The following is a 12,191-nucleotide window of genomic DNA, read 5'->3' on the forward strand; positions in this document are numbered from 1 at the left end:
GCAATCTCTGTCGGACACATTAAACTTGTCCGGGTAGCAGACCAGTTTTGTTGTGACCAGCATGGGCCCGCAGCATCCGGACAGGGTTTTCGGCTGGGGCATTCGCCGTCCTGCTCCCTAAAAACGCAACGACGAAAAAGAACAAGAGGGAGGGAAAGTCCATGGATGTCCTGGTCATCGGCGCGGCCGGCATGGTGGGTCGAAAGCTCGTCGAGCATATTGCCGCCCATCCGGACTGCCTTGGCGGCGACATCCGCAGCCTCCATCTCGTCGATATCGTGGCGCCGTCGGCCCCTGCCGCCCTGTCGTCGATCGCGGACTGCGCGGCGGTCGATCTGTCGACGGCGGGCACGGCCGAAAAGCTTATTTCCCGGCGACCCGACCTTGTCTTTCATCTCGCGGCAATCGTTTCCGGCGAGGCCGAGGCCGACTTCGACAAGGGCTACCGGGTCAATCTCGACGGCAGTCGGGACCTCTTCGACGCGATCCGCGCGGAAGGCCAGCGCGAGCCCTATCGCCCCCGGGTCGTCTTTGCCTCCTCGATTGCCGTCTTTGGCGCCCCGTTCCCCGAGACGATCCCGGACGAGTTTCTGACCGCGCCGCTCACCAGCTACGGCGCCCAGAAGGCCATCACGGAACTGCTGCTGGCCGACTACAGCCGGCGCGGTGTTTTCGATGGCATCGGCATCCGCCTGCCGACGGTCTGCGTGCGCCCCGGCAGCCCCAACAAGGCCGCATCGGGCTTTTTCTCCAACATCCTGCGCGAGCCGCTCGTCGGCATCGAGGCCGTGTTGCCCGTCTCCGAGGACGTGCGGCACTGGTTCGCGAGCCCCCGATCTGCCGTCGGCTTCTTCGTACACGGCGCGACACTCGATCTCGACAGGGTCGGCCCTCGCCGCAATCTGACGATGCCCGGCCTGTCGGCGACGGTCGGCGAGGAAATCGCCGCTCTTCAGCGGGTCGCCGGCACGAAGGCGACGAGCCTCATTCGCCGCGAGCCCGATCCGGTGATCATGGGGATCGTCGCCGGCTGGCCCACCGCCTTCGATGCCAGCCGCGCGGCGTCGCTGGGCTTTACGGCCGAAACCTCCTTCGACGAGATCATCCGGGCCCATGTCGAGGATGAACTGGCCGGCGTGATCTAGGGCCTCTTTGCCCGTTGGCGACCGGGTGTGCCGGCCGTCCGACGGAAGCAACAGTGTCTTGACGATCGGAGCGGTTGACCGTGCCCGACCGTCATGGATGGTTGGTCCTGAACCGGCAACGAAGGTCCTTTCCCCGGATGGCTGAAGGGACCCCGCCGCACAGACTTGAAAACGGACAGGAAGAATGACCGACACGGCGTCAGAAAAATTCGCACTCGTCACCGGTGGCGGCACGGGTGTCGGCAAGGCCATCGCGGAGGCACTGCTCGGAGCCGGCTTCACCGTGACGATCACGGGACGGCGGGCGGAGGTGCTGGACAAGGCGGCCGCAGACCTGCGCGCGGCGACCGGCGGCAACGTCTACGCCGTCACCGCCGATGTCTCGGACCCGGAGTCGGTGAAGGCGCTCTTCGAGGCCATCGAAAGCCGCCATGGCCGGCTCGACCTCCTCGTCAACAACGCCGGCATCAACGTGCGTGCCGTGCCGATGGAGGACCTCACCTTCGAGGAATGGAACGCCATCGTCGGCGCCAACCTCACCGGCGCGTTCCTGTGCACCCAGCAGGCGATGCGCATCATGAAGGCGCAGGAGCCGCGCGGCGGGCGCGTCATCAACAACGGTTCGATCTCGGCCCAGACGCCGCGCCCCTTCTCCGGGCCCTATACGGCGACGAAACACGCCATCACGGGTCTCACCAAGTCGACGGCGCTCGACGGAAGACCCTTCGATATCGCCTGCGGCCAGATCGACATCGGCAATGCCTCGACCGAGATGACCGCCAAGATGGGCACCGGCGTGATGCAGGCGAACGGCACGATCGCCGCCGAGCCGACGATGCCCGCACGCCATGTCGGCGAGGCGGTCGTCTACATGGCAAGCCTGCCGCTTTCGGCCAACGTCTTGACGATGACCGTGATGGCGACAACGATGCCGCTGGTTGGGCGCGGGTAGCCGGTGGCCGGACAACCCGTGCGGGGGACATGAACAATGACGATGGACGACGGCTTTTCCGTTCTGGACCAGGTGGCGGAACTGCAGGCCGGCCTCGTGCGCCGTTCGGTGCGCGACATCGTCGCCGACAAGCTGGCAACGCTGATCGCCGCCGGGATTCTTCGGGTCGGCGACGTGCTGCCCGGCGAACGCGATCTTGCGAGCGCGCTGCAGGTCAGCCGCGAGACGATCCGCGGCGGCATGCAGATCCTCGCCGCCCGCGGCATCATCGAGATCAGCCAGGGCGCGCGCACCCGCGTGGTGTCCGCCGATGTCGGCCCCCTCGGCACGGCGATGCGCGAGCCCAAGCTCATCAACCGCTATGACCTCGACTCCATCCATGTCGCCCGCCTTCACGTCGAGCGCTGGGTGGTGGCCGATGCCGCCGCGCGCATCGAGGCAAAGACCCTGAGGGCCCTGGAGGAGTCGCTCGTCGCCCAGCGCGCGACCATCAGCGACCCTGTGCGCTTCCTGATCTGCGACCGCGAGTTCCACACCGCGATCTATCAGTCGAGCGCCAATCCGGTGCTCGCCGATTTCGTCATCGATCTCTACAGCTACATGATCGAGCATCGCCGCGTCGCCGTTGCCTCGGAAGGCTCGATTCTGAGAAGCGTCGGCGACCACGAGGCGATCCTCGCCGCCCTCAAGGCCCACGATCCGGAGGCGACCGTGAAGGCCTTCGATATTCATCTGGAACGCATCTACAGGACGACGAAATCGGTCGCGGAAGAGGCCGACTGACACGCCGGTGCGTGGCCCGTCCGGCCCAGGTGCCGGGCGGCCCCGGCTTCGGGTTGACGACCGTGGGAAAATGAGGTTTCATGAACTTGTCTGCTGGACCAACCAGTGGACAATTAAGCCGGCACAAGGCAGCCCCGAAACAAGCGGGGAAAAATGAAGCGCATCCGCCAATCAAGAAGGACCGGAGCGCAACGGGGATGGGAGGAAATGGCATGGCGTCAGTCGACATAGTCGACGTGCGCAAGTCCTTTGGCGCGGTCTCCGTGATCAAAGGCGTGAACGTGTCGATCGACGACGGCGAATTCGTCATTCTCGTCGGCCCGTCCGGGTGCGGAAAATCGACCCTCCTCAGGATGCTGGCCGGTCTGGAGAACATTTCCGGCGGCGAAATCCGCATTGGCGATCGGGTGGTCAACAGGCTGCCGCCGAAGGAACGGGACATCGCGATGGTGTTCCAGAACTACGCACTCTATCCCCACATGACCGTCGCCGAGAACATGGGCTTCTCGCTCAAGCTCCAGGGCGCCAGCAGGGACAAGATTTCCGAGAAGGTCCGCCCGGCGGCGGAAATCCTAGGGCTGACCAACCTGCTCGACCGCTATCCACGCCAGTTGTCGGGCGGCCAGCGCCAGCGCGTCGCCATGGGCCGGGCCATCGTGCGCATGCCGCAGGTCTTCCTGTTCGACGAGCCGCTGTCCAATCTCGACGCCAAGCTGCGTGTCCAGATGCGCACCGAGATCAAGGAACTGCACCAGCGCCTGAAAACCACCACCGTCTACGTGACCCACGACCAGATCGAGGCCATGACCATGGCCGACAAGATCGTGGTCATGCACGACGGCGAGGTGGAGCAGATCGGCGCGCCGCTCGACCTCTACGACAGGCCCGCCAATCTCTTCGTCGCCGGGTTCATCGGCTCTCCCTCGATGAATTTCCTGCATGGCCGGCTCGACGAGACCGACCCTGGCCGCTTCCTCACCAAGGGGGGAGCCTCCCTTCCCCTCATCGCGCGTCCCGGCAAGGCCGGCGGCGGCGAACTGGTCTACGGACTGAGACCCGAGCATGTCCGCCTCGGTGGCGACATTCCGGTCGAGGTCGTGGTGGTGGAGCCGACGGGATCGGAAACCCAGGTCGTTGTCCGCCTCGGCGCGGACGAGATCACCTGCGTCTTCCGCGAGCGGATCGCCGCCCGCCCGGGAGAAACGCTGCAATTGTCGGTCGATGCCGGAGCGACGCATCTTTTCGATGCCGAGACCGGTCGCCGGATAACCTGCTGACCCGGAATACCGGGCAGAAGAATAAGCCTCCGCGTCGTGCGGGACGACGGCGGATGCAACAAAGAGCAGAAAATCCCGCGACCAGGATGGAGGAAACCTCATGAGCATCAATCGCCGCGAATTGCTGGGCACATCGGCCGGTCTCGTCGTCGCAAGCGGTCTCGGACCGCTCGGCGTCGGCCGGGCCTTTGCCGCCGAAGAACCGACCTACACGCCGGAAGCGGGCGCCAGCCTGCGCCTTCTGCGCTGGAGCCCCTTCGTCCAGGGTGACGAGGACGCCTGGCTTGCGAACACCAAGAAATTCACCGATGCCACCGGCGTCGAGGTGCGCGTCGACAAGGAAAGCTGGGAAGACATACGCCCGAAGGCGGCGGTCGCGGCCAATGTCGGCTCCGGCCCGGACATGGTGCTGTGCTGGTTCGACGATCCGCACCAGTATCCCGACAAGCTTGTCGACATGACGGATCTCGCCACCTATCTCGACGGCAAATACGGCGGCTGGTACGACGGCCTGCGCGGCTATGCCGTCCATGACGACAAGTTCATCGCCTTGCCGCTGGCGGCCATCGGCAACGCCGTCGTCTACCGCGACAGCCACATGAAGGCGGCCGGCTTCAGCGAGTTCCCCAAGGACACCGAGGGTTTCCTGGAGCTCTGCAAGGCGATGCAGGCCAAGGGCACGCCCGCCGGCTTCCCGCACGGCAAGGCCGTCGGCGACGGCAACAACTACGCCCACTGGCTGCTCTGGAGCCACGGCGCCAAGATGGTCGACGAGAACGGCAACGTCACGATCAACTCGCCCGAGACCAGGGCGGCGATTGAGTACGCCCAGAAGCTCTATGCGACCTTCATTCCGGGCACGGAAAGCTGGCTCGACATCAACAACAACCGTGCCTTCCTCGCCGGCCAGATCTCGCTGACCGCCAACGGCGTCTCGATCTACTACGCGGCCAAGAAGGACCCGGCGCTTGCCGAGCTCACGGCGGACCTTCGCTCCACCAACTTCCCCGTAGGTCCGGTCGGCAAGAGCGTCGAGCTGCACCAGACGACCCAGGCGATCACCTTCAGCCACACCAAATACCCGAACGCCTGCAAGGCCTATCTGAAGTTCATGTTCGAGGCCGACCAGATGAATGCCTGGATCAACGGTTCCAGCGCCTATTGCTGCCAGCCGCTGAAGGCCTTTGCCGACAACCCGATCTGGACGGCCGATCCGATCCACGCGCCTTATGCCCGCGCCTCGGAAACGCTGCGTCCGAACGGCTATGCCGGTCCGCTGGGCTATGCCTCGGCGGCGGTGATGGCGGACTATGTGCTGGTCGACATGTTCGCCTCCGCGGTGACCGGCGAAAGCTCGCCGGAAGACGCCATGGCCCAGGCCGAAAAGCGCGCCAATCGCTACTACCGCGTCTGACCGCGGTCATTGACTGAAAGGATCCCTCCCCTTTTTTGGGGAGGGACAAGGTCATGCAAGCGGCCGATGTCGCAAACCGAAAGCCGGAGACCCCCATGGGAACGACCGTGACGGGAGCCCCCCGATCCATCGGGGACAGGATCGGCAACAGCCGCAATCTGATGGGCCTCATCTTCATGTTGCCGGCGGCGGCCTTTCTCATCTGCTTCCTGACCTATCCGCTCGGCCTCGGCGTCTGGCTTGGCTTCACCGACACGCGCATCGGCCGGTCCGGCGTGTTCATCGGTCTGGAGAATTACGCCTACCTTTGGGACGACAAGGTCTTCTGGCTCTCCGTCTTCAACACCATCCTCTATACGACCGTCGCCTCGGTGCTGAAATTCGCCCTCGGTCTCTGGCTGGCGCTGATCCTCAACGAGAACCTGCCCTTCAAGTCCTTCTTCCGGGCCATCGTCCTGTTGCCGTGGGTGGTTCCCACGGTCCTTTCGGCGCTGGCCTTCTGGTGGATCTACGACGCGCAGTTCTCGATCGTCTCGTGGTCGCTGATGAAGATGGGCCTCATCGATCATCCGATCAATTTTCTCGGCGATCCTTTCAACGCCCGCGCATCCGTGATCGCCGCCAACGTCTGGCGCGGCATTCCCTTCGTCGCCATCTCCCTGCTCGCCGGCCTGCAGACCATCTCGCCCTCGCTGCAGGAGGCCGCCTCCCTCGACGGCGCGACAAGCTGGCAGCGATTCCGCCACGTCACCTTTCCGATGCTGACGCCGATCATCGCGGTGGTGATGACCTTCTCGGTGCTGTTCACCTTCACCGACTTCCAGCTCATCTACGTGCTGACGCGCGGCGGACCGGTGAACGCCACCCACCTGATGGCAACGCTCTCCTTCCAGCGCGGCATTCCCGGCGGGCAGCTCGGCGAGGGCGCGGCGATCGCCGTTGCCATGATCCCCTTCCTGCTCGCCGCCATCCTGTTCAGCTTCTTCGGCCTTCAGAGGCGCAGGTGGCAGCAGGGCGGAGATGAATGAGATGACAAAGGCGCACAGTCACCCCCGGCCTTCGCGGACGACCATGACACGGGAGACACCGGCATGACTGCCACCAAGGCCGCTCCGCTCGAAGACAACATCGAGGGCATGCGCTATCTCGACAGCCTGCCGCGCCGCCTCGTGACGATCTACCTGCCGCTGGCGGTCTTCGTCTTCGTGCTGCTGTTCCCCTTCTACTGGATGGCGATCACGGCGGTGAAGCCGAATGCGCAGCTCACCGACTACGAGCACTACAGCCCCTTCTGGGTCGTCGGGCCGACGCTTGAGCACATCAAGTATCTGCTTTTCGAGACGTCCTATCCGGGCTGGTTGTGGAACACGATGGTGGTCGCCTTCGGCGCCACCTTCCTCTCGCTCGCAGCGTCGGTCTTCGCCGCCTATGCCATCGAGCGGGTGCGCTTCACCGGCGCGCGCACCACCGGCCTTCTCATCTTCCTCGCCTATCTGGTGCCGCCCTCGATCCTCTTCATTCCGCTCGCCTTCATCGTCTTCAACGTCGGCATCTACGACACCAAATTCGCCCTGATCCTGACCTACCCCACCTTCCTCATCCCCTTCTGCACCTGGCTGCTGATGGGCTATTTCCGCTCGATCCCCTTCGAGCTGGAGGAAAGCGCGCTGGTCGACGGCGCGACCCGCTGGCAGATCCTGACGAAGATCATCCTGCCGCTCGCGGTGCCGGGGCTGATCTCGGCCGGCATCTTCGCCTTCACGCTGTCGTGGAACGAGTTCATCTACGCCCTCACCTTCATCCAGTCGTCGGAAAACAAGACGGTCCCGGTGGGCGTCCTCACCGAATTGGTGCGCGGCGATGTCTTCGAATGGGGATCGCTGATGGCCGGCGCGCTCTTCGGCTCGCTGCCGGTGGTGATTCTCTATTCCTTCTTCGTCGACTACTACGTCGCCTCGATGACGGGCGCTGTGAAGGAATGACGGCGAACGAGCCAGCGGTGATGGTCGCCGGCTCCTTGCTGTTCTGTTCTGTGCTGTCTGTTCCGGGGGTCTTCGGCCTGTCAGGCTGCTGCGGCGGAGAAGCCCGAGCCGAGTTCCTGGTCGGGGCGGACCATGGCCTGGACGATGTCGGCAAGGCGGGCGGTGCCGAGGGGGGCGCCGGCCTCGTCGGTGACGACGGCCTCGGCGGCCTTGAGCTCTGTGAGACGGCGGGCGGCGGCCTCCAGCAGCATGTCGCCGTCGATCCTGGGCAGGCCGTCGGGGGCAGCGCCCGCAAGCGGGGTGACGACGGAGTGGAGCTTGACCACCCGGCCGCGGTTCACCTCGCGCACGAAGGTCTCGACATAGTCGTCGGCCGGCTTGAGGACGATGTCCTCCGGGGTCCCCTGCTGGATGTTCTCGCCGTCGCGCAGGATCATGATCCGGTCGCCAAGGCGCAGCGCCTCGTCGAGATCGTGGGTGATGAAGACGATGGTCTTCTTGATCTCCTTTTGCAGATCGAGCAGCACCGTCTGCATGTCGACCCGGATCAGCGGATCGAGCGCGGAGAAGGCCTCGTCCATCAGGAGGATCGGGGCGTCGTTGCACAGCGCCCGGGCAAGACCGACGCGCTGCTGCATGCCGCCGGAGAGCTGGTTGGGGTATTTCCCCTCAAAGCCCTTGAGGCCGACCCGCTCCAGCCAGCGCATCGCGGTCTCGGTGCCTTGCTTCTTCGAGACGCCCTTGATCTTGAGCCCGAAGAGGGCGTTGTCGAGCACGGTCCAGTGCGGCAGGAGGGCGAACTTCTGGAACACCATGGCGGTGTAGGTGCGCCGGAAGTCGCGCAAGCTCTTGCCGTCCATCGCCATGACGTCCTGGCCATTGACGATCACCTCGCCGGCGGTCGGCTCGATCAGCCGGTTGATGTGGCGGATGAGGGTCGACTTGCCCGAGCCCGACAGGCCCATGATCACCTGGATGCGCCCGCCGGGGATGTCGAGGTTGATGTCGCGCAGCCCGAGCACGTGGGAGTGGCCCATCAGCTCGGTCTTGGTCATGCCGGCCTTGACCTTCTCCACATAGGCCTCCGGCTCCTTGCCGAAGATCTTGTAGAGGTTCCTGATCCGGATGCCGTCAATGTCCATGGGCCACCTCCTGGTGCTTCTGCAGGCGCCGGCCGAAGGCCTGGGTGGCGCGGTCGAAGATGATGGCGATGCCGGCGATGGCAAAACCGTTGAACAGCCCCAGCGTGAAATACTGGTTGGCAATGGCCTTCAGCACCGGCTGGCCGAGGCCCTGCACGCCGATCATCGAGGCGACGACGACCATGGCGAGCGCCATCATGATGGTCTGGTTGACGCCGGCCATGATGGTGGGCAGCGCCAGCGGCAGCTGCACGTAGGCAAGCCTCTGGCCCGGGTCGGAGCCGAAGGCGTCGGCCGCCTCCAGCACCTCCGGGTCGACGAGGCGGATGCCGAGGTCGGTGAAGCGGATCACCGGGGGAATGGCGTAGATCACCACCGCGATGAGGCCCGGCACCTTGCCGATGCCGAGCAGCATGACCACCGGGATCAGGTAGACGAAGCTCGGCATCGTCTGCATCACGTCGAGCACCGGGTTGACGACGGCGCGCACCTTGGGCAGGCGCGACATGGCGATGCCGATCGGAATGCCGACGACGATGGAGACGACGGTGGCGACGAAGATCATCGAGATGGTCTTCATCGTGTCTTCCCACATGCCGAAATAGCCGATGAGAACGAGCGCGACGGCCGAGCCGGCGACGATCTTCCACGACCGGCTCGCCGCGTAGACGACGGCCAGAAGCCCCAGGAGGACCAGCGGCCAGGCCGTGTCCACCAGCGTGTGCTCGGACCAGATCAGGAAGGTCTGCAGCGGATGGAACGCATTCTCGATCGAATAGCCATAGGCGCGCGTGAATGCACGGAACCCCTCGTCGATCGCCTTCTTCAGCGCCGTCAGGCTCGTGTCGTCCATCGTCGGAAATTCGGTAAGCCAGCTCATCAAGGCCGTCCTCCTCGAAAGAGGGAGCAGAAATCAAGGACAGGACGGGTGACGAGACGATCCTGTCGCCATGGCGGAACCGGGGCCCTTCGCGCCGGCGAAGGGCTGAGGACAACGGCTGGTGATGCGCGGAACATCCGAAATCGCGCCAGCCAGAATTGACCCTGATTTGCAGGATGCCCGCCCGTCCACCGAAATCCCGGCGGAACGAGACGGTTCGGTTCCGGTAACGAGGCCCGCAATCGGGCGCGGCCTCGCGCCGGAACAGTCCACGGTGATATCCGCGGGCTGTCCCGGATCGTGCGCCTTACATCATGGCGGCTTTGATCTTCTCGGCAGCCTCCGGCGAGACCCACTGGGTCCAGACATCCGGGCTGTTCTTCAGGAAGTATTTGGCGCCGTCTTCGCCGGTCGCCTGGTTGTCGGCCATCCAGGCAAGCAGCTTGTTGACGGTCGGGTTATGCCAGGAGCGCTTGGTCAGGTAATCGTAGGCCGGTCCGCCTGCTTCCTTGAAGCGCTTGGTGACGACCGTAAAGACCTCGGACTTGGCGAAGTCGTTGGGCTTCGGATCGGCGCAGTCCGTCACCGAGGTACAGGCATCCCATTCCGCCTTGTCGTGCGGAACGCCCATGTCGAGCTTGACCATCTCGTATTTGCCGAGGATCGAGGTCGGTGCCCAGTAGTAGCCAAGCCAGGGCTGCTCGCGCTCGTAGGCCTTGGCGATCGAGCCGTCGAGGCCCGCGGCCGAACCGGTGTCGACGAGGATGAAGCCGTGGTCCTTGCCCTTGTTCGCCTTGAAGAGATTGGTCGTGATCGTCTGGCAACCCCAGCCTGCCGGGCAATTGTAGACTGCGCCAACGGAGGGGTCTTCCGGTGCCGGGAAGAGCTCGGGATGCTGCATCGCGTCCGGCACGGACTTGATCTCGGGATGAGCCTCGGCGAAATACTTCGGCACCCACCAGCCTTCGTCGCCGCCGTCCGAAAGGGACTCGGAGGCATAGAAGAGGCGCCCTTCCGCCACGGCCTTGTCGAGCGATTCACGGTAGGAGTTGATCCAGGCCTCGGGCGCCACGTCCGGCTCGCCCTTTTCCATCATCGAGGTGATGGTCGGCTGGGTGTCGCCCGGAACCAGTTCCGCGTCACAGCCGTAGCCCTTCTCCAGGATGATCTGGTCGATCCAGGAGAGAACCTCCGCCGACGCCCAGTTCATGTTCGCGATCGTCACACGACCGCAGTCTTCGGCATGGGCCGGTTGGACCAGCATCCCGCTGCTTGCACCGGCAAGCACCGTGCCGGCCAGAATTGTTGCCTGAAAAAATCTCGTCATGACGCCTTGGTCTCCGTTCAAGATTTCAACTGTTCCCGGCTCTCTCGTTTCAGTCAGGCGTTGCTGGTTCTGTTGTCCGGATGTTTCCGGATCTTTTCGCGAAGAGCCTTTTTTCTTGGCGATATAGCGCCCATCAATTGCGAGGGGCGTCTTGTGATATTACGACATCCGTATTGTCCCTGACCGACGGACGCGGATGGCTGCCGATGCCGGCAAAGCGGGAGATGATCCAGTTTCGGAAGAGGGCGATCAGGGGATCGTCGAGGTCTTCGGGGTTCAGCACCAGGAAATAGCCGTAGCCGCCCTTGATCTCGATGCCGTGCGGCACCCCGAGACGGCCCCCGTCGATGTCCTCCCGGAACATGTCGACGTCGCAGAGCACCACCCCATGGCCGCGCTCGGCATATTGCACGGCGAGCGCCAGCGTATCGAAGGTCAGGCCCTTGCGGGTATCGATGTCGAGGCCGGTCTGGCGGCAGAACTGCGCCCAGTGGTGGTCCATGGGCTGGCCGTCGACACGCACATGCAGCAGTTCGGCCTCGGTCAGCAGTTCTGAAAGCGGGCGGCCGGCGAACGCGGTTGCCAGCGCCGGCGAACAGACCGGTGTCGAACACTCCATCCAGAGAAGGTCCATGATCGCGTCGCTGACCTTGGGCATGTCGTAGGTGACCGCGAGGTCCACCTTCCTGTCCGGCAGGCCGGTACCATAGGTCGATGACACGTCGATGGCGATGCCGGGAAATTCGCTGCGGAACTCGTGCAGCATCTGCATGCCGAGGCGCTGGAGGAAGGTCGGCGGCATGTGGATGCGCACGACGCGCTCGCGCTGGGTTCCCTCGGCGGCGATTTCGTTGAGCACCTTTTCGAGGCGGTCGAAGGATTTCTCGACGACCGGCAGCAGCTTCGCGCCGGCTTCGGTGAGTGCAAGCCCTCCCGGACGGCGCTCGATCAGCCGCTTGCCGATGAGGTCCTCAAGGCTGGAGACGTGACGGCTGATGGCACTTTGGGTGACGCTGAGGCTCTGGGCGCCTGCGGTGAAGCTGAGGCGTCGGCCGACGGCGTCGAAGGCGCGCAGGGCATTGAGCGGGAGCCATTTCCGATCGATCACCGCATTGTCCCTCCTGTGACCTTCCGATCAGGGTGCCTTCATCCTCAGCCTTTGTCTTCTTTTTCTTGCCCGGTTCTTGGCCGTCCGGTCATCAGCCGGGGGCAGAGCCGTGGGAAAACTACGTAAGGCGGCTATCATTCCCACTGACTGGAACAATCACAATTGCCTTTTTGCGATTGCC

Annotated in this window: 11 protein-coding genes; 7 read left to right on the top strand and 4 right to left on the bottom strand. The window is 64.3% G+C overall.

The features are described from left to right. The first annotated feature begins 161 nt into the window (after window positions 1–161). From denD to HDIA_RS22545, 7 genes are all read left to right on the top strand, one after another. On the top strand, window positions 162–1,145 hold the full coding sequence (gene denD / locus HDIA_RS22515) for a D-erythronate dehydrogenase (RefSeq protein WP_099558192.1): 984 nt from the start codon (window positions 162–164) through the stop codon (window positions 1,143–1,145). A 184-nt stretch (window positions 1,146–1,329) separates the two neighbouring features. Next, window positions 1,330–2,097, top strand: a complete 768-nt coding sequence (locus HDIA_RS22520) for an SDR family oxidoreductase (protein WP_099558193.1) — start codon at window positions 1,330–1,332, stop codon at window positions 2,095–2,097. Between the two features lie 36 nt (window positions 2,098–2,133). Next, window positions 2,134–2,880 carry a FadR/GntR family transcriptional regulator gene (locus HDIA_RS22525; protein WP_099558194.1) on the top strand — a complete coding sequence of 249 codons (747 nt, stop codon included), beginning with the start codon at window positions 2,134–2,136 and terminating at the stop codon, window positions 2,878–2,880. 212 nt (window positions 2,881–3,092) lie between these two features. Further along, window positions 3,093–4,157 (top strand): ABC transporter ATP-binding protein, encoded by a 1,065-nt coding sequence (locus HDIA_RS22530; protein WP_099558195.1) that lies wholly within the window; start codon window positions 3,093–3,095, stop codon window positions 4,155–4,157. Window positions 4,158–4,257: 100 nt separating this feature from the next. After that, on the top strand, window positions 4,258–5,571 hold the full coding sequence (locus HDIA_RS22535) for an ABC transporter substrate-binding protein (RefSeq protein WP_099558196.1): 1,314 nt from the start codon (window positions 4,258–4,260) through the stop codon (window positions 5,569–5,571). Between the two features lie 161 nt (window positions 5,572–5,732). Next, window positions 5,733–6,599 carry a carbohydrate ABC transporter permease gene (locus HDIA_RS22540; protein WP_425432964.1) on the top strand — a complete coding sequence of 289 codons (867 nt, stop codon included), beginning with the start codon at window positions 5,733–5,735 and terminating at the stop codon, window positions 6,597–6,599. Between the two features lie 63 nt (window positions 6,600–6,662). Further along, complete coding sequence (locus HDIA_RS22545; protein WP_099558197.1) at window positions 6,663–7,553, top strand: carbohydrate ABC transporter permease; 891 nt, start codon at window positions 6,663–6,665, stop codon at window positions 7,551–7,553. A gap of 80 nt (window positions 7,554–7,633) precedes the next feature. On the opposite strand, the gene HDIA_RS22550 is transcribed toward HDIA_RS22545, so the two are convergent. From HDIA_RS22550 to HDIA_RS22565, 4 genes are all read right to left on the bottom strand, one after another. Next, window positions 7,634–8,695: a quaternary amine ABC transporter ATP-binding protein gene (locus tag HDIA_RS22550; RefSeq protein WP_099558198.1), complete on the bottom strand. Its 1,062-nt coding sequence runs from the start codon at window positions 8,693–8,695 to the stop codon at window positions 7,634–7,636. Further along, window positions 8,685–9,575, bottom strand: coding sequence for an ABC transporter permease (locus HDIA_RS22555; protein ID WP_099558199.1), 891 nt, complete (start codon window positions 9,573–9,575; stop codon window positions 8,685–8,687). Before HDIA_RS22555 ends, HDIA_RS22550 begins: the two co-directional genes overlap by 11 nt. Before the next feature lie 307 nt (window positions 9,576–9,882). Beyond that, a complete protein-coding gene (locus tag HDIA_RS22560) occupies window positions 9,883–10,902 on the bottom strand; it encodes an ABC transporter substrate-binding protein (protein ID WP_099558200.1) in 1,020 nt (339 codons plus the stop codon). Between the two features lie 133 nt (window positions 10,903–11,035). Then, window positions 11,036–12,010: a LysR substrate-binding domain-containing protein gene (locus HDIA_RS22565; RefSeq protein ID WP_099558201.1), complete on the bottom strand. Its 975-nt coding sequence runs from the start codon at window positions 12,008–12,010 to the stop codon at window positions 11,036–11,038. Between the last annotated feature and the right edge of the window lie 181 nt (window positions 12,011–12,191).

Source organism: Hartmannibacter diazotrophicus, from assembly GCF_900231165.1.
Classification (GTDB): domain Bacteria; phylum Pseudomonadota; class Alphaproteobacteria; order Rhizobiales; family Pleomorphomonadaceae; genus Hartmannibacter; species Hartmannibacter diazotrophicus.